Origin of the sequence: Thalassobaculum fulvum (assembly GCF_014652915.1) — a bacterium.
In the GTDB taxonomy this organism is placed as follows: domain Bacteria; phylum Pseudomonadota; class Alphaproteobacteria; order Thalassobaculales; family Thalassobaculaceae; genus Thalassobaculum_A; species Thalassobaculum_A fulvum.
In genome coordinates this window covers 23,970-50,097 of record NZ_BMZS01000011.1, presented here as the reverse complement: position 1 = coordinate 50,097, position 26,128 = coordinate 23,970, and the positions used below count along the sequence as shown (strand labels likewise).

The following is a 26,128-nucleotide window of genomic DNA, read 5'->3' as shown; positions in this document are numbered from 1 at the left end:
GTGCGCGTCTGGGACCCGTTCGTCCGGATCTTCCACTGGACGCTGGTCGCGGCGGTGGCGGTGGCCGCCGCCACCGGGCTGCTGGCCGACGCCCCCTGGATCGACGTCCACGTCTGGGCCGGTACCGTCATGGCCGGCCTGGTCGCCGCCCGCGTGGTCTGGGGCTTCCTCGGCCCCGGCTCCGCCCGGTTCGCCGGCTTCGTCGTCGGCCCGCGCGCCGTGCTGGCGCATCTGCGCGAGTTGCGCACCGGCACCGCCGGCCGGCATCTCGGCCACAACCCGCTCGGCGCCCTGATGGTGCTGGCGCTGCTGGCCGCCGCGGCCGGACTCGCCCTGACCGGCGTCGTCGCCTATGGCGGCGTGCTGAAGGCCGGGCCGCTGGCGTTCACGACCGGCTATACCGACGGCCGGGCGGTGCTGGAGGTCCACGAACTGCTGGCCTACTTCCTGCTGGCGCTGATCGCCCTGCACGTGGCCGGGGTCGTGTTCGAGAGCCGGCGCAGCCACGAGAACCTGGCGCGGGCGATGGTGACCGGCCGCAAGCCGGCCCGCCCCGACGACCACCTGCCGGCGGCGCGTCCGGCCCGGCCGGTCGCCGCGGCCGCGCTGGCGCTGGCAACCCTCGGGATCGCCGCCGCCGGCCTCGGCACCCTGGCGGCCCGTCCGCCGCTGGGCGTGCCGACCGCCGCGCTCGACCCGGCGTACGCCGCAGAATGCGCGGCCTGCCACGTCGCCTACCACCCGAGCCTGCTGCCGCGCGCGTCGTGGACCGCGCTGTTCGACGGGCTGGACGATCATTTCGGCGAGGACGCCAGCCTCGACCCGGCGACCACCGGACGGCTGCGCGCCTGGGCGTTGGCGAACGCCGCCGAGGCCTACGACACCAAGGCCGCCAACCGGCTCCGCGCCGTCGAGCCGGCGGCGCCGTTCACCATCACCGGCACCCGGTTCTGGCAGCGCACCCACGCCGACATCCCGGATTCCGTGTTCGCCGGCTCGGCGGTGGTCTCGAAGGGCAATTGCGAGGCCTGCCACGCCGACGCCCGGGCCGGCCGCTTCTACCCCGGCAACATCCGCATCCCCGCCCCCACGGAGAGTCACCCATGACCCGAATCCTTGCCGCCCTCGCCGTCGCCGCCGCGCTGGCCGCCGGTACCGCTCTGGCCGCCGGACCGCGCGACACGCTGCTCGCCGGCTACGTCGCCGAGGCCGGCGCCCCCGCCTCGGCGGCCCGCGGCGAGGCGTTCTTCAAGGCGACCCACAGCGGCGGCAAGCCCGACACCGCGTCCTGCACCGCCTGCCACACCGCCGACCCGCGCAGCGCCGGCCGGACCCGCGCCGGCAAGCCGATCGAGCCGATGGCGGTGTCGGTCAGCCCGGACCGCTTCACCGATCCGGCCAAGGTCGAGAAATGGTTCCGCCGCAACTGCAACAGCGTGCTGGGCCGCGAATGCACCGCCGCCGAGAAGGCCGACGTGGTCGCCTGGCTGACCGGCCAGTGACACCGGCACTCGATCAACAGATTGCGAAGGAGACCGACATGCACCGCCCGTTCCGCCCCGGCATCCTGGGCATCCTCGCCGGCGCCGGCGTCGCCGCGGCGCTCGCCATGGCGATCATGCTCCCGGTCGATACCGCCTCGGCCGACAGCGAGGCCCGCTTCCGCCCGGTCGACGATCCCATAGTCAAGGCCGAGTGCGGCGCCTGCCACATGGCGTTCCCGGCCGGCATGCTGCCGGCCGCCTCGTGGCAGAAGGTCATGGCCGGGCTGTCCGACCATTTCGGCGAGGACGCCAGCCTCGACGACGCGACCCGGCGCGAGATCACCGACTGGCTGGTCGCCAACGCCGCCCGGCCGGGCAGCCGGCTCGCCCGCGACATGCCGGCCGACGGGACCGTGCTGCGCATCACCGACACCCCCTGGTGGGTGCGCGAGCACCGCGGCGAGGTCCGCCCCGGCGCCTTCGAGGACCCGAAGGTCGGTTCCAAGGCGAACTGCGCGGCCTGCCACCGCGACGCCGCCCGCGGCAACTTCGACGACGACTGAGAGGGCGAAGCCGGCGGTTCGGGGCTCCGGGCGGCGGGTCGATCCTGGATGATGCCGGGATCCTCACGATCCGCTGCGGAGTCCTCCGATGCTGCGTCGCGACCCGACCTTCCTCGGCGTGCCGTTCGCGACCGATGCCGCCGAGGCGCCGGGCGCGGTGCGTGCCGCCCTCGGCTGGTACGGCGCCGACACCGCGCGCTGGGACTTCGACGCCGGCGGGCCGCTGCTCGGCGGCGCCACGGTGGTCGACTTGGGCGACGTACCGGGCGACCTGCACGACGGCGCCGCCAACCGCGCGGCGATCTCGGCCGCGATCGGCCGCACCCTGATCGCCGGAGCGGTGCCGCTCGTGCTGGGCGGCGACGACAGCGTGCCGATCCCGGTGCTGGAGGCCTATGACGGCCACCCCGGCCTGACGGTCGTCCAGGTCGACGCCCACATCGACTGGCGCCACGAGGTCGACGGCGTCACCCACGGCTTCTCTTCGACCATGCGGCGCGCGTCCGAGATGGATCACGTGAAGCGGATCGTGCAGGTCGGCGCCCGCGGCCCCGGCAGCGCCCGCGCCGAGGAGGTCGAGGCGGCACGGGCCTGGGGCGCCGTGCTGCACACCGCCCGCGACGTCCATGCCCAGGGCGTCGCCCCGGCGCTGGAGGCGGTGCCGGAAGGGGCCGACGTGTTCCTGGCGATCGACGTCGACGGCATCGACCCGTCGGTGGTCCCGGGGGTGATCCTGCCGGCGTTCGGCGGCCTGACCTACCAGCAGGTTCTCGACGTGATCCTGGGCGTCGCCGCCCGCGGCCGGATCGTCGGGGTCGACTTCGTCGAGTACGTCCCCTCGAAGGACCCGGCCGGCAGCGGCGCCAAGGCGATCGCCCGGCTGGCCAGCGTCGCCGTATCGGCGATCATGCAGGGCCGGCGATAACGCGGTATCATGTTGCCATGTCCGGTCGCGACGGATCCAACAGGGCCCGGGATTTCCTCGGCTCGCTCGATTTCGACCTCGATCCGGCGCTGCGGATCAACGAGCCCGTGGTTGCCGAGGCGCTGGCCGCCTGGAACCGGCTGCGCGGCGACCGCGCGATGCCGGCGCCGTCCGACCTCGACGTGCTCGACCTGCCGCGGCGGCTGCTGCCGCATCTCCTGCTGCTGGACATCGAGCACGAGCCGGCGCTGCGGTTCCGCTGGCGGCTGATCGGCACCCACACCACCGCCGCCCTCGGCCGCGACAGCACCGGCCGGTACTGGGACGAGCTGTACGACGGCCGTGGCTTCGGCATGCTCACGCGCGGCCCGCTGTGGGTGCTGGAGCACAGGCGCCCGGTTCGGATCCTGGGCCGGGCCGTCTATGCCGACAAAGCGCACGTCCACTCCGAGAGCGTCCACCTGCCGCTGTCGCGCGACGGCACGTCGGTCAACCGCATCCTGATCGCCACCGTCTACCGAATCCACTGAACCGCCCACCCGGTGCCTTGCATCCGCGCGGTCGACGCTCTAACTCTTTAGGTGTCGGGACAGCGCGGTCTCCCGGCCACGCCAAGGCACGTTGCCCAAGCACCGCTCGATTCTTCCGGAAGGGAGGGTTGAGCCATGGGCTCGTCCACACTCGCGATATCCCCCGCAGACCTCATCCGCCTGATCGGCGGGGCCGACGCCCCGGTGATCGTCGACGTGCGCCGGCGCCCGGCCTACGACGCCGACGACCGCGTGCTGCCGGCCGCGGTCTGGCGCGACCACCAGGCGGTCGACGCCTGGCGCGCCGAGGCGCCGGCCGGCATGCCGGTGGTCGTCTACTGCGTGCACGGGCACCAGGTCAGCCAGACGGCGGCCAGCCGGCTGCATCTGGCCGGCGTGAACGCGCGCTATCTCGCCGGCGGCATCGACGGCTGGCGGGCCGCCGGCGGCCCGCTGGTGGCCCGGCGCCCGGACTGGTGCGACCCGGCGTCGGAACGGCCGAGCCGCTGGGTGACGCGCGAGCGGCCGAAGATCGACCGCATCGCCTGCCCCTGGTTCATCCGCCGGTTCGTCGACCGCCGGGCCGAGATCCACTACGTCGGGGCCGAATGGGTGCGCGACGCGGCGGTCGAACTGCATGCGGTGCCGTTCGACGTGCCGGACGTCGAGCTCACCCACATCGGAGAGACCTGCAGCTTCGACACCCTGATCGCCGCCTACGGCGCCGCCGACCCGGCGCTGCTGCGCCTCGCCGACATCGTGCGCGGCGCCGATACCGCCCGGCTCGAACTGGCGCCGGAGGCGGCCGGGCTGCTCGCCCTGTCGCTCGGCGTGTCGGCCGCCACCGCCGACGACCAGGAGGCCCTGGGCTGGGGCCTGCGGCTGTACGACGCGCTGTACGCCTGGGCGCGGTTCGCGGCGGACGAGACCCACAACTGGCCGGCGGCCAGGACGGCAGCCCGGGCGGCGGGGGCGGTGCGATGAGCGCCGTCGCCCGGGAAGTGCCGGCCGTCGGGTTCGCCGAGGCGACCCGGACCTGGCTGCGGATCGGCCTGCTGAGCTTCGGCGGGCCGGCCGGGCAGATCGCCCTGATGCACCGGGTGCTGGTCGAGGAGAAGCGCTGGGTCGACGAGGCCCGGTTCCTGCACGCCCTCAACTACTGCATGCTGCTGCCCGGCCCGGAAGCCCAGCAGCTCGCCACCTATGTCGGCTGGCTGCTGCACGGCATCCGCGGCGGCGTGGTCGCCGGCCTGCTGTTCATCGTGCCGGGAGCGCTGGTGATGCTGGCGCTGGCGACGCTGTACGCCGGCTATGCCGACCTCGCCCCGGTGGCGGCGGCGTTCTTCGGCATCAAGGCGGCGGTCCTGGTCGTCGTCGTCGAGGCGGTGCTGCGGATCGGCCGGCGGGCGCTCAGGTCGCGCGCCGCGGTCGCGGTGGCGGCCGCCGCCTTCGTCGCGATCTTCCTGCTCGCGGTTCCGTTCCCGCTGATCGTGCTGGCGGCGGCGGCGACCGGCTGGCTGCTGCACCGGCTGCGCCCGGGTCTGCTAACCGGCGGCTCCGGGCACGGCCCCGCGGGGGCCGCCGTCGACGAGCGGCCACCGGGCAGCGCGCGCGGCGCGTTCGCGGCGGCGGCGGTCTGCCTGGCGCTGTGGGCGGCGCCGGTGCTGGCGCTGCTGCTGGCGGTCGGGCCCGACGACGCGTTCGCCCGGATCGCGCTGTTCTTCAGCAAGATGGCGGTCGTCACCTTCGGCGGCGCCTATGCGGTGCTCGGCTACATCGCGCAGCAGGCGGTGGAGACCTACGGCTGGCTGGCCCCCGGCGAGATGCTGGACGGGCTCGGCCTGGCCGAGACCACACCGGGGCCGCTGATCCTGGTCGGCCAGTTCGTCGGGTTCCTGGCGGCCTGGCGGGCTCCCGGGCCGCTCGACCCCTGGAGCGCCGGGGCGGCCGGCGCGGCGCTGACCCTGTGGGTCACCTTCGTGCCGTGCTTCCTGTGGATCTTCCTCGGCGCCCCGTTCATCGAGCGGCTGCGCGGCAACCGGGCGCTCGACGCCGCCCTGTCGGCGATCACCGCCGCCGTGGTCGGGGTGGTGCTGAACCTCGGCGTCTGGTTCGCCCTGCACCTGTTCTTCGCGGCGGTCGCGGAGACCCGGGCCGGCCCGCTGCGGCTGTTCGTCCCGGACTGGAGCAGCGTCGACCCGGCGGCCGTCGGGCTCAGCCTGCTGGCGGCGATCGCCCTGCTGCGCCTGAAGCTGCCGATGCCGGCGGTGCTGGCCGGTGCCGCGGTGCTGGGCGTGGTCGCGGGTGCCGTTCGGTGAACCCGGCAACCGGCCCCGCGGGATCCGCAGGACGGCGGCACGACATCCGGCGGCGGCGGCGGACTTGCAGCCGCCGCCGGGTTCGCATACCTACACGGGCTCGTGGCCACGGGCGCGTGGTGCCGCACGCCGCCGCCGGGATCCCGGCGGCCGAACCCTGGAGAACCGATGACCGGCGAGCCGATCCGTACCGACGTGACCATCGTGGGCGCCGGCCCGTGCGGGCTGTTCGCGGTGTTCGAGCTCGGCCTGCTCGACCTCAAGTGCCATCTGGTCGACATCCTCGACCGGCCCGGCGGCCAGTGCGCCGAGCTGTATCCCGAGAAGCCGATCTACGACATCCCGGCGGTGCCGGTCTGCACCGGCCAGGAGCTGACCGACCAGCTGATGGAGCAGATCAAGCCGTTCGACCCGGTGTTCCACTTCTCTCAGATGGCCGAGAAGCTGGAGCGCACCGACGACGGCTGGCGGCTGACCACCGACCTCGGCACGGTGATCGAGTCCAAGGTGGTGGTGATCGCCGCCGGCGGCGGCAGCTTCGTGCCGAAGAAGCCGCCGATCAAGGGCATCGAGGCCTATGAGGGCCAGGGCGACGGCAGCGGCGTGTACTACGCCGTCCGCAGGATGGAGCAGTTCCGCGGCAAGCGGCTGGTGATCGCCGGCGGCGGCGATTCCGCGCTCGACTGGACCGTCAACCTGCAGCCGCTGGCGCAGTCGCTGACGCTGGTGCACCGCCGCGACGAGTTCCGCGCCGCCCCCGACACCGTCAACAAGATGCGCGCCCTGGTCGCGGCCGGGCAGATGAACCTGGAGATCGCCCAGATCGGCGGCCTCGAGGGCCGCGACGGCAGGCTGGAAGCGGTGATCCTGAAGGACAGGGACGGCGAGCGGCGCCTGGAGTGCGACGCCCTGCTGGCGTTCTACGGCCTGACCATGAAGCTCGGCCCGGTCGCCGAGTTCGGGCTGAACCTGCACGAGAACCTGATCCCGGTCGACACCGAGAAGTTCGAGACCTCGACGCCGGGGATCTTCGCGATCGGCGACATCAACTGGTATCCGGGCAAGCTGAAGCTGATCCTGTCCGGGTTCCACGAGGCCGCGCTGATGGCCCAGGCCGCGGTCCGCATCGTCCATCCGGATCGCAAGATCCGGTTCCAGTACACGACATCCAGCTCCGACTTGCAGCAGAAACTGGGGGTTGCATGAAGATCATCGTCACCGACCGCGAGGGCGGCGAGCGCGAGCTCGAGGCGACCGACGGCTGGCGGGTCATGGAGATCATCCGCGACGCCGGGCTGCCGATCAGCGCCGAGTGCGGCGGGGCCTGCGCCTGCGCGACCTGCCACGTCTATGTCGATCCGTCCTGGTTCGCCCGGCTGGAGCCGCGCGGCGAGGAGGAGAACGACATGCTCGACCTGGCGTTCGAGGTGCAGGACAACTCGCGCCTGTCCTGCCAGATCACCATGACGCCCGAACTCGACGGCCTGAAGGTCACGCTGGCGCCGGAGTGACCGCCGGCGGTGCGGCGGCGCCCGTCGTTTCATGGGTCCCGGCTCCGTACCGCCTGCGGTGACCCGGGCCGGGATGACGTCGGGGAAAGGGCCGCGGCGCGACCTGTCCCTCCCCTCATGCCGTCAGCCCGGGCGACCCTCGACTTGATCGAGGGGAGACCCGGGAACCGGCCGTCGCTCCATCGCTCAGTGCACCCTCACCTCGTGCCCGGCGTAGGCGATCTCCTGGGGGCGCACCAGTTCGGCGTTGGCGATGCGGACCGAGTGCAGGCGACCCTCCAGGTTGCGCTCCCAGTAGTCCAGGAACCGGGTCAGCCGCGGGAAGTCGGGCGCCACGTCCATCTCCTGCCAGAGGTAGCTCTGCAGCAGGCCCGGGAAATCCGGGAAGCGGTAGAGGATTTCCGCGGTGGTGAGACGGTAGCGGTGCAGATCACGAACGCTGACGTGCATGGGCGATCCTCGCGAAGCCGAAACACTTGATATCCGCAAGGATGCTGGTAGAAGACCGCCGCCCGCAAGATTTTTTGTGTTTGATTTCAGCGGGTTAGCAGCAATCGACGAAGACTGCTGCCAGGCCGGCGCCGGCAATCCGGCGCAACGCCGCGGATTTCCGCCGAAAATCGACCGACACCCGACTTGACTCGGTAGCGCCGTTTCCCTACATCGCTGGCACTCACCGGGGGTGAGTGCTAACAGGGCTCCTCCCGGGCGACGTCGTCCAACACACGTCTCCAACCTGAGTGTACGGAGGAATGGTCATGAAGTTTCGGCCCCTGCACGACCGGGTCGTGGTTCGCCGCATCGAGGCTGACCAGAAGACCGCCGGCGGCATCATTATCCCGGATACCGCCAAGGAGAAGCCGCAGGAGGGCGAGATCCTCGCCGTCGGTCCGGGTGCTCGCGACGAGTCCGGCAAGCTCCAGGCGCTCGACGTCAAGGTCGGCGACCGGGTGCTGTTCGGCAAGTGGTCGGGCACCGAGGTGAAGATCGGCGGCGAAGACCTGCTGATCATGAAGGAGTCGGACATCATGGGCGTGCTCGAAGGCGCCGCCAAGTCCGGCAAGAAGGCCGCCTGAGCAAGGGGCCTCTGAGAGCCGCTTCCTCGAAGGGCAATTTCATTCCGAAGGAGTAAACGCACATGGCTGCCAAGGACGTTAAGTTCGGCGTCGACGCGCGCAACAAGATGCTGCACGGCGTCGATGTTCTCGCCGACGCGGTGAAGGTCACCCTGGGCCCGAAGGGCCGCAACGTGGTGCTGGAGAAGTCGTTCGGCGCGCCGCGGATCACCAAGGACGGCGTGACCGTCGCCAAGGAGATCGAGCTCTCCGACAAGTTCGAGAACATGGGCGCGCAGATGGTGCGCGAGGTGGCCTCGAAGGCCAATGACGTCGCCGGCGACGGCACCACCACCGCGACCGTGCTGGCGCAGGCCATCGTCCGCGAGGGCGCCAAGGCCGTTGCCGCCGGTATCAACCCGATGGACCTGAAGCGCGGCATCGACGCCGCGGTCGAGGCGGTCGTGACCGACCTCGAGAAGCGGTCGAAGAAGATCACCACCTCCGACCAGGTCGCCCAGGTCGGCACCATCTCGGCCAACGGTGAGCGCGAGATCGGCGAGATGATCGCCAAGGCGATGGAGAAGGTCGGCAACGAGGGTGTGATCACTGTCGAGGAGGCCAAGTCGCTGCACACCGAGCTCGACGTTGTCGAGGGCATGCAGTTCGACCGCGGCTACCTGTCGCCGTACTTCGTGACCAACGCCGACAAGATGGTGTGCGAGCTCGAGAGCCCGTACATCCTGCTGCACGAGAAGAAGGTCTCGAACCTGCAGGCCATGCTGCCGGTGCTCGAGCAGGTCGTGCAGTCGGGCAAGCCGCTGCTGATCATCGCCGAGGACGTCGAGGGCGAGGCGCTCGCGACCCTGGTGGTCAACAAGCTGCGCGGCGGCCTGAAGGTCGCGGCCGTGAAGGCCCCGGGCTTCGGCGATCGTCGCAAGGCGATGCTCGAGGACCTCGCGATCCTGACCGGCGGCACCGTCGTCTCCGAGGATCTCGGTATCCAGCTCGAGACCGTCACCCTCGACATGCTCGGCACCGCCAAGCGCGTCTCGATCACCAAGGACGAGACCACGGTCGTCGACGGCTCCGGCAAGAAGAAGGACATCGAGGCCCGCTGCTCGCAGATCCGCGCGCAGATCGAGGAGACCTCGTCCGACTACGACCGCGAGAAGCTCCAGGAGCGTCTGGCGAAGCTGGCCGGCGGCGTCGCGGTGATCCGCGTCGGCGGCTCCACCGAGGTCGAGGTGAAGGAGCGCAAGGATCGCGTCGACGACGCGATGCACGCGACCCGCGCCGCGGTCGAGGAAGGCATCCTGCCGGGCGGCGGTTCGGCGCTCGTCTACTCCCTCAAGGCCCTCGAGAAGGTGAAGCCGGCCAACGACGACCAGCGCATGGGCGTGAACATCGTCCGTCGCGCCCTGGAGGCCCCGGCCCGTCAGATCGCCTCGAACGCCGGACATGACGGCTCGGTGATCGTCGGCAAGATGCTGGAGTCGAAGGACGCCAACTGGGGCTTCGACGCCCAGAACGGCGAGTTCGTCGACCTGATCAAGGCCGGCATCATCGACCCGACCAAGGTGGTCCGCAGCGCGCTGCAGAACGCCGCCTCGGTCGCCGGCCTGCTGGTCACCACCGAGGCCATGGTCGCCGACCGGCCGGAGCCGAAGGGCGCTGCCCCGGCGATGCCGGGCGGCATGGGTGGCATGGACTTCTGATCCGGCCGCACCAGCGACCTGCTACGAATACGGCGAGGGCCGGGGAGCGATCCCCGGCCCTTTCCGCACCCGGTTCCGGCGCCCGCCGATGCCGGACATGACGGTCGACGCCGGGGGAGCCCGGCGGTAACCTGTCGCTCTACGTCTGATTGTAGAGTCAGAACCCGTCGATCGCGGCCTCGGGGAGGGCCGTCCGAGCGGGCCGGGCCTTGCCGAGGGGGAGCGTGCGCCGATGCCTCAGACGTCGCGGAACCGACCGGGTCTTCCGCTGCTCGCCGCCCGGGACGCCACCCTGGAGGCGGTCTGGGGCTACTGGGACGACCGCCGCGGCGACCGCCGCTGCCCGGCGCGCGCCGATCTCGACCCGCTCGACATCCCGCAGCTGCTGCCGCATCTCGGCCTGGTCGACGTCGAGGACGACGGCCGGCGGTTCCGCTACCGGCTGATCGGCACGCACATGAACGCCATGCTCGGCGAGAACTTCACGGGGCGCTGCCTCGACCCCGAGAACCGCGGGGCGTATGCGGCGCTGCTGCAGGACCTGTACGCCGACTGCACCCGGGCCCGGCGGCCGCTGTTCTCCGAGAACGAGGTCCGCTACCACGACGGCCGGCGGGTCACTATGCGGCGCCTGATCCTGCCGCTCGCCGGCGACGACGGCGCGCCGGTCGAGATGCTGCTGTTCTCGACCACCTTCCATCCGCATGCCGCCGACGGGGCCGAGACCACCGACTATCGATGGCTGGAGCCGCCCTACCTGCCGGACGGCGACGCCGAGATCCGGACGCTGGCGCACCTGCTGCTGTAGACAGCCGCTATACCGGCGCGCCGAGATCCCGCAGCCAGGATCGGAAGCCCTCGGCCCCCTCGAACCGGTGCGCATGGAAGCCGAGCGCCCGGGCCGCCTCGATGTTGCGTGGGGAGTCGTCGACGAAGGCGGTGCGCGCCGGGTCGAGCCCGGCCCGCTCGATCAGGATCTCGTAGATCCGCGGATCCGGCTTGATCACGCCCTCCTCGCCCGACACCACGACCGTGTCGAACGCGTTCAGGAAGCCGAAGCGCGCGCGCGTCCGCGGGAAGGTCTCGGCCCCGAAATTGGTCAGCCCGTGTACCGGGAAGCCGGCCGCCTTGAGGGTTTGCAAAACCTGCACCGTGCCGTCGATGGCGCGCGGGATCATCGCCTGGAACCGGCCGTAGTAGGAGCGGATCGCCGGGCCCATGTCCGGGTGCCGGGACAGCGCCTCGGCCTCGGCGTCGGCGATGCGGCGGCCGCGATCCTGCTCGACGTTCCAGTCGTGGTGGCAGACCTCGGACAGGAACCACTCGACCCTGGCCTCGTCCGGGGTGGCGTCGTCGCGGGTGAACACCTTGCGGTACAGGTGCCGCGGGTCCCACTCGATCAGGACCTGGCCGACGTCGAAGACGACGGCATCCACCTCACGCATCGTCCCATTCCTCCGGATCGATCGCCAGCACCAGCGCCGAATGGTCGAGATCGCCGCGCCCGGCCTCGGCCAGCGCCTCCCACAGCGGCAGGTTGGCGGCCAGGCCCGGCAGCGCCAGCCCGACCTGCTCGGCCAGGTCGCGGGCGGCGCGCATGTCCTTGCGCTGGATCGTCACCCGGGCACGCGGCTGGAAGTCGCCGGTGACCATGCGCTCGCCGTGCAGCTCCAGGATCCGGCTGTGCGCGAAGCCGCCGAAGATCGCCTCGCGCACCCGCGCCGGGTCGACCCCGGCGCGCTTCGACAGGGCCAGCGCCTCGGCGACCGCGCCGATCGTCAGCCCGACGATCATCTGGTTGGCGGTCTTGGCGATCTGCCCGGCGCCGACCGGCCCGACATGGGTAATGCGCTGGCCCATCGCCCGGAACAGCGGCTCGGCGCGCGCGAAGTCGGGGTCGCTGCCGCCGGCCATGACGGTCAGGGTGCCGGCCTCGGCGGCGGTCGTGCCGCCGGACACCGGCGCGTCCACCCAGCTGCCGCCGATCATCCGGATGCGGCCGGCGAAGTCGCGGGTGCGGTCGACCGCGGTGGTGCCCATGTCGACCACCAGCCCGTCCTCGGACAGTCCGTGGGCGATGCCCCATTCGTCCTCGTAGGGGTCGAAGACCACCGCCTCGACCGCGTCGGCGTCAGTGACCATGACGATCACGGTGTCGGCGACCTCGGCGACGTGGCGCGGCGACGGCATCGCCGCGGCCCCCGGCAACTCGGACGCCAGGGCCTCGGCCTTCTCGATGCTGCGGGTCCACAGCGCCAGCTCGGCGCCGGCGGCGGCCAGCCGGCGAACCATCGGCACGCCCATCAGGCCGAGCCCGACGAAGCCGACGCGGCGGCCGGCCAGGACTCCGTTCGGATCCGCGCCGGCCGTCATCGCCGCCTCAGATCCGGGCGTAGCGGGCGCCGGCGCCGCGCTCGACGGCGGCGGCGGTCAGCCGGTCGACCTCGATCTCGTGGCGCAGCAGTTCGAGGTAGCGCAGCTCCTCCTGGGTCGCCTCGCCGTCGGCCGCCACCACGTCGCAGGCCAGCGCGTAGGCGGTCGCCCGCAGCTTGGACGGCAGGTTCTCCTTGATCTGGGCGATCACCGCGTCGATGCCGTCCTCGACGGTCAGCAGGTCGGTGCAGGCCGAGGCGACCTGGGCCAGGTTGCCGTGCTCGAAGTCCGCGAAGATCGGCAGGTGCTCGACGATGTCGCGGATCGTCTCGAGCTCCGAGTCGGCGAGCGACCCGTCGGCCGCGGCCCCGAGGACCATCGCGTAGATCAGGGCGACGTGGTGGTTGATCATCGGATCGGGGTCCCGTGTGTCGGTGGACGAAGGTCGGCCGAAGCCACGCGAGGTATAGCGATCCGAGGGTTCGCGGGCAACGGGGGGCGCGGTCGACGAAGCAGGTCCTCCGGCGGGAAGCGGGGAGTCGTTGACATCGCGGGCAGATTTTTTGATATTGACGTCAATTTCAAAAATTGAGTCGTCATGTTGCACCCGGCCATCGTCCATCCCGCCGCTCCGGATCTCGGCTTCGCCCGGACTCTGCTCGACGCCGCGGCCGCCGGCCGCAAGTCGGAGCGCACCCGGGCCCGCCTGCAGGCCGCGGCCTGCCGGCTGCTAGAGACGGCACCTCCGAGCGAACTGAAGGTCGCCGACATCTGCGCCGCCGCCGAGGTCGCGCATGGCACCTTCTATGTCTACTTCCGCGACACCCGCCACCTGCTGGCCGACACGCTGACCCGCTTCGTCGGCTTCGTGCAGGACGCCATGCGCCGGGCCGCCCGGGGCCGGGGCGGCGACCGCGTCCGCAGCACCACCGCGGCCTATGTCGAGCTGTTCGAGCGGAACTCCGGCCTGATGCGGTGCCTGGTGTCGCGCCTCGACGACTTCCCGGAAGCGGCGGACGCGTTCGAGACGCTGAACCGGCAGTGGGCGACGACCGTGGTCGACGCCCGGATGCGCCGGCTGGCGGCCGAGGGCGGGCCGGACGGCGTGACGCGCGACGAGCTGGTGCGCCGGGCCTATGCGCTCGGGGCGATGGTCGACCAGTACCTGATCGCCCTGCTGTTCGGCCGCGACCAGACCCTTTCCGCCGTCTCCCGCGACCGGGAAGCGGTGGTCCGGACGCTCAGCCTGATCTGGGAGCGGGGAATGGAGCCATGACGCAGATCCAAGGGGCCGAGTTCCACGGCGCCGCCGAGCTGCTGCCGCACCAGCAGGCGGCCTGGCGCAGCCAGGCGCTCCACGTCGCGCAGTGTTCCGGGTTCTACCGGCGACTGTGGGCCGGCCGGCTGCCGCCCGACGACCTGCGCGACCTGGCCGCGCTGCCGCTGTCCGACAAGCACCAGCTCCGGCAGTCGCAGGCCGCGCACCCGCCGTTCGGCGACTACCTGGCGGCCGGCCGCGACACCGCCGTGCGCCTGCACCGCACCTCGGGCACCACCGGCCAGGCCATGAACCTGGCGCTGTCGGCCCGCGACTGCAGGGTCACCGAGGCCGTCGGCGGACGCTGCCACCGGGCCGCCGGGCTGGGCCCGGGCCACACCGTGGTGCACTGCCTGAACTACCAGATGTGGATGGGCGGCGTGACCGACCACATGACGCTGGAGGCCACCGGGGCCCTGGTGGTGCCGTTCGGGGTCGGCGGCACCGAGCTGCTGATCCGCACGATCCGCGAGGTCGGGATCACCGCGATCTCCTGCACGCCGTCCTACCCGGCGGTGCTGGAACGGGTGCTGGCCGAGCGGTTCCCGGGCGTGAAGCCGCGCGACCTGGGCCTGCAGCTCGGGCTGTTCGGCGGCGAGGCCGGGCTCGACGACCCGGCGCTGCGCGACCGGATCCGCGGCACCTGGGGGATGGAGCCGCGCAACGCCAACTACGGCGTGTCGGACGTGTTCTCGAACTTCGCGGCCCAGTGCGAGCACGACACCCGGCTGCACTTCATGGCGGCCGACGTGCTCTGGCCCGAGCTGATCGACCCGGACAGCGCGGTGCCGGTGCCGCTGGTGGCCGGGGCCGAGGGCGAGCTGGTGCTGACCCACCTGGTGCGCGACTGCCAGCCGCTGGTGCGGTTCCGCACCGGCGACATTATCGCGGTCGACGCGACCGAGCCCTGCCTGTGCGGGCGCACCGGCTTCCGGTTCCGGGTGATCGGGCGCAGCGACGACATGGTGGTGGTGCGCGGGCTGAACCTGTTTCCGACCATGGTGGCGGCGGTGCTGAGCGAGATTCCGGAGCTTTCGGGCGACTACCGCATCGTGCTGGACGGCCCGCCGCCCTACGACCGGCTGCCGCTGCAGGTCGAGCGGGCATCCGGCACCGCCGATACCCCCGACCTCGCCGCCCGGGTGGCGGCCGCGGTCAAGGCCAGGCTGGGCGCGACCGCCGCGGTCACGGTGCTGCCGCCCGGCACCCTGCCGGTGACCGAGGGCAAGACCAGGCGCGTGATCAGGAGCGACCGATGACCGGCTTCACCTACGACACGGTCCTGAGCGAGCTCGAGGAGGGTGCTGTCCGCCGCATCGGCCTGAACCGGCCCGACCGGCTCAACGCCATGAACCGGCGGCTGATCGACGACGTGGCGCGCGCCTTCGACGACGCCAACGCCGACCCGGCGACCCGCGCGATCGTGTTCACCGGCGAGGGCCGGGCGTTCTGCGCCGGCGACGACCGCCAGGAGCACGTGCATCCCGAGAGCGAGGCGGCGGCCCGCGACCTGGTCGAGGCGATCCAGCGCGCCACCCGCGCGATCTGCTTCGGGCCCAAGCCGGTGGTCGGCGCGATCAACGGCTGGGCGGTCGGCGGCGGCTTCGAGTGGGCGATCAACTGCGACTTCCCGATCTGGGCGGAGTCGGCGCGGGGATTCTTCCCGGAAGTGTCGCTCAACCTGTTCGTGACCGGGGCGGTGACGTCGCTGCTGCCCGCCATGGTCGGGCTGAACAAGGCGCGCGAGATGCTGTTCCTCGGCGAGCGCTACGGTGCGGCGGAGCTGGCCGAGCTCGGCGTCGCCTGGCGGGTCGTGCCCGACGGCGCGCTGCTCGACGAGGCCCGAACGGTCGCGCGCCGGCTGGCCGCGCTGCCGACCCTGTCGGTGCGGGCCATGAAGCGCACCCTGAACGCGACCGCCGCCGCCGACCTGCACCGGGCGCTGCGGCTCGAGACCGACGCGACCGTGGCCGGCTTCCTGGACCCGGAGACCACCCGGCTGCTGAAGGCGTTCTGAAGGGTCGGGCGGGCCCGGCCGTCGCCGCGCTCCGACCCTGCCCGGCTGCGCATTGCTCCGTTTCCGTCCGCGCGCTCGACACCACCCGCGTCACCCGCCTACCTTCCGGCCCCATGCAGCCCGTGTTCGACGTCGTCCTGCCGGTGTTCGCGATCCTGGCGGCCGGGTGGGCGGCGGGCCGGTTCGGGCCGTTCCCGCCGTCGTCGACCGGGGTGCTCAACGACTTCGTCTACTGGGTCGCGTTCCCGGCGCTGATCTTCAAGGCGATGGCGACCGCCCCGGTCTCCGACATCTTCGACCTGCCGTTCCTGGCGGCCTACTCCGGCGGCGTGTTCGGGGTGTTCGCGCTCAGCTACATCGTCGGGCTCGTAGTGTTCCGCTCGCGCCCGGCGGCCCTGACGCTGCAGGCGATGTGCGCGATCTTCGCCAACACCGGCTACATGGGCGTGCCGCTGCTGCCGGTCGCGTTCGGGCCGGACGCGCTGCTGCCGGCGATCATCCTGACGGTCTACAACGCCGCCTTCATGGTGGCGACCATGGTGGCGCTGATCGAGCTGGACCTGCGGTCCGACCATCCGCCGCTGAAGATCGTCGGCGGGGTGCTGCGGGCGGTGGCGCTGAACCCGCTGGTGCTGTCGACCGCCCTCGGGATCGGCTGGTCGCTGTCCGGGCTCGGCCTGCCGGCGCCGGTCCGCACGTTCTGCGACATCATCGGGGCCGCGGCCGCGCCCTCGGCGCTCTTCGCCATGGGGCTGTTCCTGGTCGGCAAGCCGCTGCGTGCCGGGCTCGGCGAGGTGTCCTGGCTGGTGTTCCTGAAGCTGCTGGTGCAGCCGGCGGTCGCCGCCTGGCTGGCGCTCGGCCCGCTCGGCCTGGACGCGCTGCAGGCCCGCTCGGTGGTGCTGGGTGCGGCGCTGCCGACCGGATCTCTGGTGTTCGTGCTCGCCTATCGCTACGGTCTGTACGTCGAGCGCTCGACCTCGGTGATCCTGATCTCGACCGTGCTGTCGGCGGTCACCCTGTCGGTCCTGCTGCTGCTGCTCGGCACCGGCTGACCCAGCGAAACCACTCCCGGAGGACCGCGTGACCGCAGACAAGCCCCGCCTCGGCTATGTCGGCCTCGGCCTGATGGGCGGCCCGATGGCGCGCCGGCTGTTGGCCGCCGGCTACCCGCTGACGGTGTGGAACCGCGACCCGGCCAAGGCCGAGGCCCTGGGCGACGCCGGCGCCGCGGTCGCGGTGTCGGCCGCCGCCGCGGCGCGGGCCAGCGACATCGTGTTCACCTGCCTGACCGACACCGCCGCGGTCGAGGCGGTGGTGTTCGGCCCCGACGGCATCGCGTCGGGCGCCCGCCGGGGCGGCGTGCTGGTCGACTTCTCGTCGATGCGTCCGGACGCCGCCGCCGGCTTCGCCGCCCGGCTGCGCGCCGAGACCGGCATGGGCTGGATCGACGCCCCGGTGTCGGGCGGCGTGCCCGGCGCCAGCAACGGCACCCTGGCGGTGATGGCCGGCGGCGACCCCACCGACTTCGAGCGGGTCGCCCCGGTGGTCGCCCATCTCGCCGGCCGGTTCACCCTGATGGGGCCGAACGGCGCCGGCCAGACCACCAAGCTGATCAACCAGATGATCGTCGGCTGCGGCTTCGCGATCGTCGCCGAGGCCTGCCAGCTCGCCGAGGACGCCGGCATCGACCCGGCCCGGATCCCGCAGGCGCTGGCCGGCGGCCGCGCCGACTCGCCGGTCCTGCAGCAGTACCTGCCGCGCATGGCTGCCCGCGACCGCGAGGTGCAGGCCCGCATCGCCATCATGATCAAGGACCTGACCACGGTGATGGACGAGGCCCGGCGGCTCGGCTCGGCACTGCCGATGACCGGCCTCGCCACCGAGCTGCACAAGCTGCTGGCCAAGCGCGGCCTGGCCGACGCCGACAACGCCGAGACGATCAGGCTGTACACGAACGAGTGATTGGAAGGAATGACCGCGCCCGGGCAGTCGTTGTGCGGGCAGGCCCCCGGCATCGGGGGACCTGAACGGCGAAGGACAGGGACGGCATGACGGTTCTGGGAACCGACGACCGGACACCGGTCGACGACACGACCGCCTACCCCTATGCGGCGATCGTCCAGGTCCGGATCGACTTCGACGGCGACGGCCGCTACGACGGCTGGGGCTCGGGCGCGATGATCAGCCCGGACGACGTCCTGACCGCCGGGCACGTGCTGTGGAGCCCGGACTACGGCTACGCCAGGAACATCCAGGTCATACCGGCGCGCGACGGTCCGTCGGTGCCGTTCGGCACCGCGCTCGGCACCGCCTGGCACGTCCCGGACGCCTATGTCGCGACCTCCGGCAGCACGTTCTACGACATCGGGGTGATCAACCTGGACCGCTCGATCGGCAGCGAGACCGGGTCCTTCGCGGTCCGGGGCAACGACAACGACGCCCTGGTCGGCACCACGGTGACGACCGCCGGCTTCCCGGGCGACCTGTCGTCGAACGGCTCGGTGATGATCACCACCGGCGACGACATCGACGGCGCCCAGGGCCTGTCGCGGATCTACTACGACGGCGCGCTCGACAGCTACGGCGGACAGAGCGGGGCGCCGCTGTGGGTCACCAACGAAGGCGTCGCGTCGATCGTCGGCGTCCACACCTCCGGCGGCACCCTCTACAACGGCGGCACCGCCGTCATACCGGACTTCTACGACCTGATCGCCGGCTGGACCGGCGGCGACCTGGCCGGCACCGCGACGGGCTCCACCGCCGGAATCGCGAGCAGTGGCAGCGATTCCGCCGATACCGTGCTCGGCAGCGGCGGCGACGACACCCTGGTCGGGCTGTCCGGCGACGACTCGATCAGCGGCGGCGCCGGCGACGACGTGCTGTACGGCAACATCGGCTCGGACCTGCTGAGCGGCGGCGCCGGCACCGACACCCTGTACGGCGGCCAGAACGACGGTCCGGCGTCGGCGGACGGCAGCTACCGGGCAGGAACCGAGACGATCCGGGGCGGCGCCGGCGACGATGTCGTGTACGGCAATCTCGGTGCCGACCTGCTGTCCGGCGGCGCCGGCGCCGACGTGCTGTACGGCGGCCAGGAGGCCGATACGGCGTATGGCGGCGACGGCGGCGACGTGCTGTACGGCAACCTCGGCGACGACCTGCTGTACGGCGACGACGCGGCAGCCTCGACCGGCGCCGGGGTCGACACCCTGTACGGCGGCGACGGCGACGACACCGCGGTCTACCTCGACGCGCTCGCGCGCTACGGCCTGGCCGTCCTCGACGACGGCGGCGTCCAGGTGGGCGGCGGCGTCCAGGTGGGCGGCGCCGACGTGGTTTACGACGTCGAGTATCTGTGGTTCGCCGACACCGTCGTCGCGGTCGACACCCTGCTCTGACCCGTTTCCGGCCGCCGGGGCCGCCCACCCGCTTGAATTTCCGCCGGCACCCGCGCATCTTCCCGTAACGGGGGTTCTCGGGCGGGAAAACACACCATGAGCGTGCACGGGACCGACGACCGCACGCGGGTCACCGACAGCACGGCCTTCCCGAACTCCGCGATCGTGCAGATCCGGGTCGATTTCGACGGCGACGGCCGCTACGACGGCCGCGCCACCGGCGCGATGATCAGCGGCAACGACGTGCTGACCGCCGGCCACGTGCTGTGGGACTCGTACTACGGCTATGCCAAGAACATCTGGGTGACGCCGGCGCTCGCCGGCTCGTCGGCGCCGTTCGGGACGGTGACCGCGACCAGCTGGCACGTGCCGAGCTCCTACGTCAGCACGCGCGGCAGCATCTCGTACGACATCGGCGTCATCAACCTGCCCGGCTCGATCGGCGACAGCACCGGCACTTTCGCGCTGCAGTCCAACAGCGTCGGCTCGCTCAAGGGCACGGTGCTGACCACCGCGGGCTATCCCGGCGACAAGTCGGGCGGCCTGTACCAGTACACCGCCACCGGCGACGTCGACTCCACGTCCGGCTCCACCCGGATCCTGTACGGGGACACCCTCGACACCTACGGCGGGCAGAGCGGCTCGCCGCTCTGGATCACGGTCGACGGGACCCCGACGATCGTCGGGGTGCACACCACGGGCGGCTACGTCTACAACGGCGGCACCGCCGTCACCTCCGACTTCTACGGGCTGATCTCCGGCTGGACCGGCGGCGACATCACCAGCGCGACCGGCACCACGACGACAACGACCACCACGGTCTCCGGCCTGGTCAGCGGTACTTCCGGCGCGGACGGGCTGACCGGCGGTTCCGGCAGCGACACCATGTACGGCTACTCCGGCAACGACTCGCTGTGGGGCCAGTCGGGCAACGACGTGCTGTACGGCAACCAGGACGTCGACCGGCTGAGCGGCGGCGAGGGCAACGACACCCTGTACGGCGGGCAGAACGACGGCCCGGCCGGCAGCGACGGGGTGCAGCGCAACGGCCTGGAGACCGTGTTCGGCGGCAACGGCGACGACGTGCTGTACGGCAACATGGGGTCCGACAGCATCGGCGGCGGCGGCGGCAACGACCGGCTGTTCGGCGGCCAGGACGCCGACACCCTGGAGGGCGGCGACGGCAACGACGAGCTGTTCGGGAACCTCGGCAACGACCTGCTGTACGGCAACACCGGCACCGACCGCCTGGTCGGCGGCGAGGGCAGCGACACCCTGTACGGCAGCGACGGCAACGACACCCTGTCGGGCGGCGCCGGCAGCGACCTGCTGTACGGCGACAACGCCAGCTCCAGCACCGGCTCCGGCACCGACAGCATCGACGGCGGCGCCGGCGAGGATACCGCGGTATACTTGCACGCCATGTCGAACTACTCGTTCACCCGCCTGAGCACGTCCTCGATCCAGGTCGGCGGCTACGACATCCTGACCGACGTCGAGTACATCCGGTTCGCCGACACCATCGTCGCCGTCGACAGCCTGATATGAGGCCGACCCTTGGCATCCTGCGCGCCCTGGTCCTGCTGCCCGCCCTGGCCGGCTGCCCGTCGCCGTCGACGGTCACGCCGTCGATCGTCAGCCCGGCCGGGGCCGACGGTCCGATGATGGTGCAGGGCCTGCCGATCGAGCGGATCGAGCCGGATCACCGGGTGGTCCTGGCCGACGGCCTGACGATCGACGGCGACGCCAGGCTGGCGGAAGCGCTGCGCGACGGCGGCGCCGGCATCGCCGAGATCGTCGTGCTGGAACGCATGCCGCCGGTGTTCGTGGTGACCTTCGCCGACGGCGAGACCCGCCGCTACCAGAGCCGCACCACCCCCTGATCCGGCTCCGCGATCCCACGCCGGCGCCGCTTGCCCCGGCGCCCCCGGCCGTGCGACCGTCTGCTCCCGCCTGACGGCATGCCAACGACAATCCGGCGACAGCGCCACCGAGGGAGAGCGACATGGCCCACCTTCCCCCCGACCCGTACGAGAGCGGCATCGCGCCGTTCGCCATGGATTTCCGCGGCGGCCGGATCACCGCGGTCGAGGCGACCGAGGCCTGCCTGGCGCGGATCGCGGCGCTGAACCCGAAGCTCGACGCCTTCGAGCTGGTCGACGCCGAACGCGCCCTGGAGGCGGCGCGCGGGATCGACGCGCTGCGGGCCGCCGGCACCGACCTCGGCCCGCTGATGGGCGTGACCCTGGCGGTCAAGGACATCATCGCGGTCGACGGCCTGCCGACCACCAACGGCTCGCGCTACCCAACCGAGCACCTGACCGGTCCGGAAGGCCCGCTGATCCACCGCCTGAAGCAGGCCGGCTGCATCATCCTCGGCAAGACCAAGACCGTCGAGTTCGCGCTCGGCGCGACCGGCGTGAACGAGGCCCGCGGCACCCCCTGGAACCCCTGGGACTCCTCGGTCCACCGGTTCCCGGGCGGCTCGTCCAGCGGCTCGGCGGTGGCGGTGGCGGCCGGGCTGTGCGGCTTCGCGCTCGGCACCGACACCGGCGGCTCGATCCGCATCCCGGCCAGCTTCACCGGCCTGTTCGGGCACAAGACCACGGTCGGGCGCTGGCCGACCGAGGGCGTGTTCCCGCTGTCGCCGACCCTCGACTCGATCGGCCCGCTGTGCCGCAGCGCCGGCGACGCCGCGCTGATCCACGCGGTGGTGCTGGACGAGCCGGTGCCGATGCCGATGCGGCTGGAGGGGCTGCGGCTCGGCCGGCCGAAGGACCTGTTCTGGGACGACCTGGACGAGACCACGCGGGCGACCGTCGAGTCGGCGCTGCTGGCGCTGTCGGCGGCCGGCATCGAGATCGTCGAGATCGACCTGCCGGAGGCGGCCGAGCGGGCCCGGCTGTTCCCGTCGATCGTGCCGGCCGAGCTGATCGCCCGGCTGACCCCCGAAGGCTTCGAGCAGGCCCGGCCGAACATGGACCCGACGACCGCCCAGCGGGCGGCGCACGGCCTGACGGTCCCGGCGGTCGAGTACGCCGCCGCCCAGTTCCGCCGGCTCGAGCTGGAGGCCGCCGCGGCCGAGCGGTTCGACGGGCTGGACGCCTGGGTGGCGCCGAGCACGCCGTTCACCGCCATGGCGATGGAGAACCTGCAGTACCCCGAGGAGGCCAAGCGCGCCCTGCTGTCGTCGCGCAACACCCAGCCGGCCAACATCTTCGGGATCTGCGCCGCCAGCATGCCGATCCAGCAGTTCGGCGCGCCGCTGCCGGTCGGCCTGCAGCTCATGGCGCCGCGCGGCCAGGACGCGAAGCTGCTGTCGCTGGCGCTGGCCTTCGAGCCGGTGCTCGGCACCGGCCCGTCGCCGGATTTGAGCGGGTTCCTGGACTAGTAGGAGTAGGTCACTACTCGCCGGTCTGCAGCAGCCGTCCGTCGCGGCGGGCGGCTGCGAAGGCCCAGGCGAACACCGCGGCGCCGATCGCCACGTACACCGCGTCGAGCGCCAGCGCCCCGGCCAGCAGGTCCCAGCGGAACACGCCGTCGACCATGACCGCGCGCATGCCCTCGAACACGTAGGCCGACGGCGTCGACCAGGCCAGCCACTGCACCGATTCCGGCAGGGTGGCGACCGGGTAGTACACGCAGCTGATCGGCGCGAACGCGAACAGCGCCACCCAGGCCAGCGACTCCGCCCCGAGGCCGTAGCGCAGCACCATCGCCACGATCACCATGCCCATCCCCCAGCCCATCAGCATCAGGGCGACGAAGAACGCCACCAGCGGCGGGCCGAGGTCGAACAGCGAGAACGCGTACAGCCCGATCGCGATGACCGACGCCACCCCGGCGCCGATCGCCGTGCGGATCAGGCTCATGGTCATCAGCGAGGCCACCAGCTCCCACGGGCGCAGCGGGCTGACGAACAGGTGGCCGAGGTTGCGCGACCACAGCTCCTCCAGGAAGCAGATCGAGAACCCGATCTGGCCGCGGAACAGGATGTCCCACAGCAGCACCCCGGCGATCAGCACCCCGGCGGCGTCGGCCAGCCAGTGCGAGTGGGTGGTGAAGAACTGGCTGATCAGCCCCCACAGGATCATCTGGATGGTCGGCCAGTAGGCCAGCTCGGCGATCCGCGGCCACGAGCCGCGGATCAGGTACCAGTAGCGCCGCACCATGGCGGCGACCCGGCGGGCCGAGGCCAGCGGGCCGGTCTGCGGCCGGGACTGGGGCCGGCGGATCGGCATGGTCGCGTCGCTCACGACACCGGCTCCAGGCGGTCGCCGCTGCGGCGCTCGCGGGCGATGTCGAGGAACACGTCCTCCAGGGTCTGCCGGCCGTAGCGGGCCAGCAGCTCGGCCGGCGAGCCGCGGTCGACCACGCGGCCGCGCCGCATCATCAGCACGTCGTCGCACAGCCGCTCGACCTCGCCCATGTTGTGCGAGGCCAGCAGGATGGTGGCGCTTGTGCGCTCGCGGTAGTCCTCGAGATAGCGCCGCACCCAGTCGCCGGTGTCGGGGTCGAGCGAGGCGGTCGGCTCGTCCAGCAGCAGCACCTCGGGCCGGTTGATCAGCGCCTTGGCCAGCGACACCCGGGTCTTCTGGCCGGCCGACAGCTTGCCGGTGGCGCGGTCCAGCAGCTCGGTGAACTGCAGCCTGTCGGCCAGCTCGCGGACCCGCTCGCGGGGATCCGGCTCGCCGTACAGCTCGGCGTAGACCAGCAGGTTCTGGGCGACCGTCAGCCGGTGCGGCAGGTCGACATAGGGCGACGAGAAGTTCATGCGCGGCAGCACCGCGTAGCGGTCGGTCGCCAGGTCGTGGCCGAGCACCTGGACGCTGCCGGCGGTCGGCGTCAGCAGGCCGAGCAGCATGGAGATCGTGGTGGTCTTGCCGGCGCCGTTGCCGCCCAGCAGGCCCACGGTGCGGCCGGGCGCGGCGCTGAAGCTGACCTCGTCGACCGCGACGACCTCGCCGAAGGTCTTGCGCAGGCCGCTGACCTCGAGGGCGTCGGTCATCGGACACCGGGGACGGTTGCAGGGGCGGAGAAGCGAACCGCGAAGATAGGGGCGGGACGAAGCGGCGGCAACCGGGCTCGGGCACGCCCGACGAGCGTGGGTCCCGGCTCTCCGCGGCTTCGCCGCTGCGGCCGGGATGAGGGAAGGTGGGGACCCTCTCATCTTCACCTCATCCCGGGCAAGCGAAGCGCGACCCGGGACCCACGGCGGCGGACCGCCGGAGATCACCCTCGACTTCCGCCCCTTCAGGCCAGCCCCTCGAACAGCCGGGCCACCGCCTCGGCGCCGGGATCGGCGTGGCCGGACAGGTCACCGGCCGACACGTAGGCCGAGCGGCCGGCCCGCGCGGTCATCGCCCGGGTGGCGTCGGCACCCGCCCGGGCGGCCTTCGCGGCGCCGGCGACGCCCCCGCCGGCCGCCAGCGCCTCGAGCGCCGGGGCCAGGGCGTCGATCATGGTCCGGTCGCCGGCCTTCGCGCCGCCGACCGCGGCCATCCGCGCGAGCCCGGCCTGCAGCGCCGCCGGCCAGTCGGCGCCCGCTGCGGCCGCCTCGCCGGCGCCGGCGAAGAAGATCGCCAGCAGCACCCCGCTCGACCCGCCCATGCTGGTGCCGAGCGCCAGCCCGATCGCGGTCAGCAGCGCCGGCCGGTCGGCCAGCGGCAGGCCGTCGGCGGCAGCCAGCAGGCTGCGCGCCGCGGTCGCCAGGGTCGAGCCGGTGTCGCCGTCGCCGACCTTGGCGTCGAGGGCGTTCAGCGCGGCCTCCTGGGAGGCCAGCACGGTGCAGCACCTCTCCAGCAGCGCCCGCATCGCCGGGTCGGCCGACGGCGCGAACGACTGCGGCGCCAGGCCGGCCGGCATCGGCCGCACCTCGGGCGGGCCGAGCGGCCGCAGCGGCGCCCAGGCCGGGCAGCCGGTCGGCGCCGTCAGCAGCACCTCCTCGCCGTCCTGCAGCGCCAGCAGCGAGACCGAGAAGCCGCGCATGTCGAGCGAGGTCATCAGCGGCGCCGGGCCGATCATCCAGCCGAGCGCCGGTGCCAGCGCGGACCGGCACAGCTCCTCGGCCAGCACCCCCATCTCCAGCGGCGTGCAGCCGCCGAGGTTGTTCAGCAGCAGCGCGTGCCGGCGGCCCGCCGCCAGATGCGGGCGCAGCCGCTCGGCGACCAGCGCGACGGCGGCCTTCGCCCCCTCGAACGCCACCTTCTCGCTGCCCGGCTCGCCGTGGATGCCGAGACCGAGCTCGGCCTGGCCGGCGGCGATCCGGCTCTCCTTCGGCGAGCCGGGGATGGTGCAGGTGTCGAGCGACATGCCGATCGACGCCAGCCGGCCGATCGCCGAGCGGGCCGCGGCCGCGACATGGTCCAGGCCGACCCCGCCGGCCGCCAGCGCGCCGGCGATCTTGTGCACGAACAGGGTGCCGGCGACGCCGCGCGCCTGCACCGCCTCGGGGAGTGCGATGTCGTCGTCGACCACCACCATCTCGACCCGCCGGCCGAGGGCGCGGGCGCGCGCCGCCGCCAGCCCGAAGTTCAGCCGGTCGCCGGTGTAGTTCTTGACGATCAGCAGGCAGCCGGCCGGGCCGGTGACCGACAGGATGCCGGCCAGCACGGCGTCGACGCTGGGCGAGGCGAACACCTCGCCGCACACCGCCGCGGTCAGCAGCCCGTCGCCGACGAAGCCGGCATGGGCCGGCTCGTGGCCGGAGCCGCCGCCGCTGATCACCGCCACCCGGTCGACCCCGTCGTTCTGCGGCCAGTCGGCGCGCACGATCACCTTGACGTGCGGATAGCCGTCGAGCCGGGCCAGCCTTCCGCCGGAACCGCGCAGCAGGCCGTCGAGCGCCTCGGTGACCAGGGTCTCGCGGGCGTTGATGAACTGGCTCATGGCATCGGCTCCGGCGCTGTCTCGGGCCGA

General features: G+C 72.4%; 28 protein-coding genes. 21 read left to right on the top strand and 7 right to left on the bottom strand.

All coding sequences use genetic code 11. The features are described from left to right. The 9 genes from IE246_RS21655 to IE246_RS21615 all read left to right on the top strand — a co-directional run bounded on the left by IE246_RS21655 (position 1) and on the right by IE246_RS21615 (position 7,331). A complete protein-coding gene (locus IE246_RS21655) occupies positions 1-1,107 on the top strand; it encodes a cytochrome b/b6 domain-containing protein (protein ID WP_229837430.1) in 1,107 nt (368 codons plus the stop codon). Next, complete coding sequence (locus IE246_RS21650) at positions 1,104-1,502, top strand: DUF1924 domain-containing protein (protein ID WP_189993611.1); 399 nt, start codon at positions 1,104-1,106, stop codon at positions 1,500-1,502. Before IE246_RS21655 ends, IE246_RS21650 begins: the two co-directional genes overlap by 4 nt. Positions 1,503-1,540: 38 nt before the next feature. Then, positions 1,541-2,047 (top strand): diheme cytochrome c, encoded by a 507-nt coding sequence (locus IE246_RS21645; RefSeq protein ID WP_189993609.1) that lies wholly within the window; start codon positions 1,541-1,543, stop codon positions 2,045-2,047. An 88-nt stretch (positions 2,048-2,135) separates the two neighbouring features. Then, positions 2,136-2,972 (top strand): arginase family protein, encoded by an 837-nt coding sequence (locus IE246_RS21640; protein ID WP_189993607.1) that lies wholly within the window; start codon positions 2,136-2,138, stop codon positions 2,970-2,972. Positions 2,973-2,989: 17 nt separating this feature from the next. Beyond that, the gene (locus IE246_RS21635) at positions 2,990-3,502 is read left to right on the top strand and encodes a PAS domain-containing protein (protein WP_189993604.1); all 513 of its coding nucleotides are present in this window, start codon (positions 2,990-2,992) and stop codon (positions 3,500-3,502) included. Positions 3,503-3,637: 135 nt separating this feature from the next. Continuing rightward, on the top strand, positions 3,638-4,486 hold the full coding sequence (locus IE246_RS21630; RefSeq protein WP_189993602.1) for a chromate resistance protein ChrB domain-containing protein: 849 nt from the start codon (positions 3,638-3,640) through the stop codon (positions 4,484-4,486). Beyond that, positions 4,483-5,820, top strand: a complete 1,338-nt coding sequence (chrA, locus tag IE246_RS21625; protein ID WP_189993600.1) for a chromate efflux transporter — start codon at positions 4,483-4,485, stop codon at positions 5,818-5,820. The genes IE246_RS21630 and chrA overlap by 4 nt, the downstream gene beginning before the upstream one ends. Positions 5,821-5,988: 168 nt before the next feature. Beyond that, positions 5,989-7,026 carry an NAD(P)/FAD-dependent oxidoreductase gene (locus IE246_RS21620; RefSeq protein WP_189993598.1) on the top strand — a complete coding sequence of 346 codons (1,038 nt, stop codon included), beginning with the start codon at positions 5,989-5,991 and terminating at the stop codon, positions 7,024-7,026. Then, positions 7,023-7,331: a 2Fe-2S iron-sulfur cluster-binding protein gene (locus tag IE246_RS21615; protein WP_189993596.1), complete on the top strand. Its 309-nt coding sequence runs from the start codon at positions 7,023-7,025 to the stop codon at positions 7,329-7,331. Before IE246_RS21620 ends, IE246_RS21615 begins: the two co-directional genes overlap by 4 nt. 186 nt (positions 7,332-7,517) lie before the next feature. On the opposite strand, the gene IE246_RS21610 is transcribed toward IE246_RS21615, so the two are convergent. Then, a complete protein-coding gene (locus tag IE246_RS21610; RefSeq protein ID WP_189993595.1) occupies positions 7,518-7,781 on the bottom strand; it encodes a Usg family protein in 264 nt (87 codons plus the stop codon). 308 nt (positions 7,782-8,089) lie between these two features. On the opposite strand from IE246_RS21610, the gene IE246_RS21605 reads away from it, so the two are divergent. The 3 genes from IE246_RS21605 to IE246_RS21595 all read left to right on the top strand — a co-directional run bounded on the left by IE246_RS21605 (position 8,090) and on the right by IE246_RS21595 (position 10,912). After that, on the top strand, positions 8,090-8,407 hold the full coding sequence (locus IE246_RS21605; protein WP_189993593.1) for a co-chaperone GroES: 318 nt from the start codon (positions 8,090-8,092) through the stop codon (positions 8,405-8,407). 62 nt (positions 8,408-8,469) lie between these two features. Further along, on the top strand, positions 8,470-10,104 hold the full coding sequence (groL, locus tag IE246_RS21600; protein ID WP_189993591.1) for a chaperonin GroEL: 1,635 nt from the start codon (positions 8,470-8,472) through the stop codon (positions 10,102-10,104). Positions 10,105-10,336: 232 nt separating this feature from the next. Next, on the top strand, positions 10,337-10,912 hold the full coding sequence (locus IE246_RS21595) for a PAS domain-containing protein (RefSeq protein WP_189993589.1): 576 nt from the start codon (positions 10,337-10,339) through the stop codon (positions 10,910-10,912). A gap of 7 nt (positions 10,913-10,919) precedes the next feature. Here the strand turns inward: IE246_RS21595 and IE246_RS21590 are convergent, their stop codons facing one another. From IE246_RS21590 to IE246_RS21580, 3 genes are read right to left on the bottom strand one after another with little or no spacing between them, the layout of a single operon-like run. Further along, positions 10,920-11,549: an HAD family hydrolase gene (locus IE246_RS21590; RefSeq protein ID WP_189993588.1), complete on the bottom strand. Its 630-nt coding sequence runs from the start codon at positions 11,547-11,549 to the stop codon at positions 10,920-10,922. Beyond that, positions 11,542-12,477, bottom strand: coding sequence for an NAD(P)-dependent oxidoreductase (locus IE246_RS21585; protein ID WP_189993585.1), 936 nt, complete (start codon positions 12,475-12,477; stop codon positions 11,542-11,544). The genes IE246_RS21590 and IE246_RS21585 overlap by 8 nt, the downstream gene beginning before the upstream one ends. Positions 12,478-12,484: 7 nt before the next feature. Continuing rightward, positions 12,485-12,889 carry a tellurite resistance TerB family protein gene (locus IE246_RS21580; RefSeq protein ID WP_189993583.1) on the bottom strand — a complete coding sequence of 135 codons (405 nt, stop codon included), beginning with the start codon at positions 12,887-12,889 and terminating at the stop codon, positions 12,485-12,487. A gap of 186 nt (positions 12,890-13,075) precedes the next feature. On the opposite strand from IE246_RS21580, the gene IE246_RS21575 reads away from it, so the two are divergent. From IE246_RS21575 to IE246_RS21535, 9 genes are all read left to right on the top strand, one after another. Then, the gene (locus IE246_RS21575; protein ID WP_189993581.1) at positions 13,076-13,753 is read left to right on the top strand and encodes a TetR/AcrR family transcriptional regulator; all 678 of its coding nucleotides are present in this window, start codon (positions 13,076-13,078) and stop codon (positions 13,751-13,753) included. Next, positions 13,750-15,054: a phenylacetate--CoA ligase family protein gene (locus IE246_RS21570; protein ID WP_189993579.1), complete on the top strand. Its 1,305-nt coding sequence runs from the start codon at positions 13,750-13,752 to the stop codon at positions 15,052-15,054. The genes IE246_RS21575 and IE246_RS21570 overlap by 4 nt, the downstream gene beginning before the upstream one ends. After that, positions 15,051-15,812 carry an enoyl-CoA hydratase/isomerase family protein gene (locus tag IE246_RS21565; RefSeq protein ID WP_189993577.1) on the top strand — a complete coding sequence of 254 codons (762 nt, stop codon included), beginning with the start codon at positions 15,051-15,053 and terminating at the stop codon, positions 15,810-15,812. Before IE246_RS21570 ends, IE246_RS21565 begins: the two co-directional genes overlap by 4 nt. Positions 15,813-15,925: 113 nt before the next feature. Then, positions 15,926-16,864: an AEC family transporter gene (locus tag IE246_RS21560; RefSeq protein WP_189993575.1), complete on the top strand. Its 939-nt coding sequence runs from the start codon at positions 15,926-15,928 to the stop codon at positions 16,862-16,864. Positions 16,865-16,892: 28 nt separating this feature from the next. After that, complete coding sequence (locus IE246_RS21555; RefSeq protein WP_189993573.1) at positions 16,893-17,774, top strand: NAD(P)-dependent oxidoreductase; 882 nt, start codon at positions 16,893-16,895, stop codon at positions 17,772-17,774. An 86-nt stretch (positions 17,775-17,860) separates the two neighbouring features. Next, on the top strand, positions 17,861-19,210 hold the full coding sequence (locus IE246_RS21550) for a trypsin-like serine protease (RefSeq protein ID WP_189993570.1): 1,350 nt from the start codon (positions 17,861-17,863) through the stop codon (positions 19,208-19,210). A gap of 96 nt (positions 19,211-19,306) precedes the next feature. Continuing rightward, positions 19,307-20,758 (top strand): trypsin-like serine protease, encoded by a 1,452-nt coding sequence (locus tag IE246_RS21545; protein ID WP_189993568.1) that lies wholly within the window; start codon positions 19,307-19,309, stop codon positions 20,756-20,758. Beyond that, on the top strand, positions 20,755-21,093 hold the full coding sequence (locus IE246_RS21540) for a hypothetical protein (protein WP_189993566.1): 339 nt from the start codon (positions 20,755-20,757) through the stop codon (positions 21,091-21,093). Before IE246_RS21545 ends, IE246_RS21540 begins: the two co-directional genes overlap by 4 nt. A gap of 122 nt (positions 21,094-21,215) precedes the next feature. Continuing rightward, on the top strand, positions 21,216-22,601 hold the full coding sequence (locus IE246_RS21535; RefSeq protein ID WP_189993564.1) for an amidase: 1,386 nt from the start codon (positions 21,216-21,218) through the stop codon (positions 22,599-22,601). Between the two features lie 13 nt (positions 22,602-22,614). Here IE246_RS21535 and IE246_RS21530 read toward each other — a convergent pair whose 3' ends face one another. From IE246_RS21530 to IE246_RS21520, 3 genes are all read right to left on the bottom strand, one after another. Next, positions 22,615-23,466, bottom strand: coding sequence for an ABC transporter permease (locus IE246_RS21530; RefSeq protein ID WP_308434499.1), 852 nt, complete (start codon positions 23,464-23,466; stop codon positions 22,615-22,617). Beyond that, positions 23,463-24,218 (bottom strand): ABC transporter ATP-binding protein, encoded by a 756-nt coding sequence (locus tag IE246_RS21525; protein WP_189993562.1) that lies wholly within the window; start codon positions 24,216-24,218, stop codon positions 23,463-23,465. Before IE246_RS21525 ends, IE246_RS21530 begins: the two co-directional genes overlap by 4 nt. Positions 24,219-24,463: 245 nt before the next feature. Further along, complete coding sequence (locus IE246_RS21520) at positions 24,464-26,098, bottom strand: dihydroxyacetone kinase subunit DhaK (protein ID WP_189993560.1); 1,635 nt, start codon at positions 26,096-26,098, stop codon at positions 24,464-24,466. Positions 26,099-26,128 lie beyond the last annotated feature (30 nt).

Coding starts and splice junctions, on each gene's coding strand:
- IE246_RS21650 (WP_189993611.1), top strand. CDS start 1,104: ATGACCCGAATCCTTGCCGCCCTCGCCGTCGCCGCCGCGCTGGCCGCC.
- IE246_RS21645 (WP_189993609.1), top strand. CDS start 1,541: ATGCACCGCCCGTTCCGCCCCGGCATCCTGGGCATCCTCGCCGGCGCC.
- IE246_RS21640 (WP_189993607.1), top strand. CDS start 2,136: ATGCTGCGTCGCGACCCGACCTTCCTCGGCGTGCCGTTCGCGACCGAT.
- IE246_RS21635 (WP_189993604.1), top strand. CDS start 2,990: ATGTCCGGTCGCGACGGATCCAACAGGGCCCGGGATTTCCTCGGCTCG.
- IE246_RS21630 (WP_189993602.1), top strand. CDS start 3,638: ATGGGCTCGTCCACACTCGCGATATCCCCCGCAGACCTCATCCGCCTG.
- chrA (WP_189993600.1), top strand. CDS start 4,483: ATGAGCGCCGTCGCCCGGGAAGTGCCGGCCGTCGGGTTCGCCGAGGCG.
- IE246_RS21620 (WP_189993598.1), top strand. CDS start 5,989: ATGACCGGCGAGCCGATCCGTACCGACGTGACCATCGTGGGCGCCGGC.
- IE246_RS21615 (WP_189993596.1), top strand. CDS start 7,023: ATGAAGATCATCGTCACCGACCGCGAGGGCGGCGAGCGCGAGCTCGAG.
- IE246_RS21610 (WP_189993595.1), bottom strand. CDS start 7,781: ATGCACGTCAGCGTTCGTGATCTGCACCGCTACCGTCTCACCACCGCG.
- IE246_RS21605 (WP_189993593.1), top strand. CDS start 8,090: ATGAAGTTTCGGCCCCTGCACGACCGGGTCGTGGTTCGCCGCATCGAG.
- groL (WP_189993591.1), top strand. CDS start 8,470: ATGGCTGCCAAGGACGTTAAGTTCGGCGTCGACGCGCGCAACAAGATG.
- IE246_RS21595 (WP_189993589.1), top strand. CDS start 10,337: ATGCCTCAGACGTCGCGGAACCGACCGGGTCTTCCGCTGCTCGCCGCC.
- IE246_RS21590 (WP_189993588.1), bottom strand. CDS start 11,549: ATGCGTGAGGTGGATGCCGTCGTCTTCGACGTCGGCCAGGTCCTGATC.
- IE246_RS21585 (WP_189993585.1), bottom strand. CDS start 12,477: ATGACGGCCGGCGCGGATCCGAACGGAGTCCTGGCCGGCCGCCGCGTC.
- IE246_RS21580 (WP_189993583.1), bottom strand. CDS start 12,889: ATGATCAACCACCACGTCGCCCTGATCTACGCGATGGTCCTCGGGGCC.
- IE246_RS21575 (WP_189993581.1), top strand. CDS start 13,076: ATGTTGCACCCGGCCATCGTCCATCCCGCCGCTCCGGATCTCGGCTTC.
- IE246_RS21570 (WP_189993579.1), top strand. CDS start 13,750: ATGACGCAGATCCAAGGGGCCGAGTTCCACGGCGCCGCCGAGCTGCTG.
- IE246_RS21565 (WP_189993577.1), top strand. CDS start 15,051: ATGACCGGCTTCACCTACGACACGGTCCTGAGCGAGCTCGAGGAGGGT.
- IE246_RS21560 (WP_189993575.1), top strand. CDS start 15,926: ATGCAGCCCGTGTTCGACGTCGTCCTGCCGGTGTTCGCGATCCTGGCG.
- IE246_RS21550 (WP_189993570.1), top strand. CDS start 17,861: ATGACGGTTCTGGGAACCGACGACCGGACACCGGTCGACGACACGACC.
- IE246_RS21545 (WP_189993568.1), top strand. CDS start 19,307: ATGAGCGTGCACGGGACCGACGACCGCACGCGGGTCACCGACAGCACG.
- IE246_RS21540 (WP_189993566.1), top strand. CDS start 20,755: ATGAGGCCGACCCTTGGCATCCTGCGCGCCCTGGTCCTGCTGCCCGCC.
- IE246_RS21535 (WP_189993564.1), top strand. CDS start 21,216: ATGGCCCACCTTCCCCCCGACCCGTACGAGAGCGGCATCGCGCCGTTC.
- IE246_RS21525 (WP_189993562.1), bottom strand. CDS start 24,218: ATGACCGACGCCCTCGAGGTCAGCGGCCTGCGCAAGACCTTCGGCGAG.
- IE246_RS21520 (WP_189993560.1), bottom strand. CDS start 26,098: ATGAGCCAGTTCATCAACGCCCGCGAGACCCTGGTCACCGAGGCGCTC.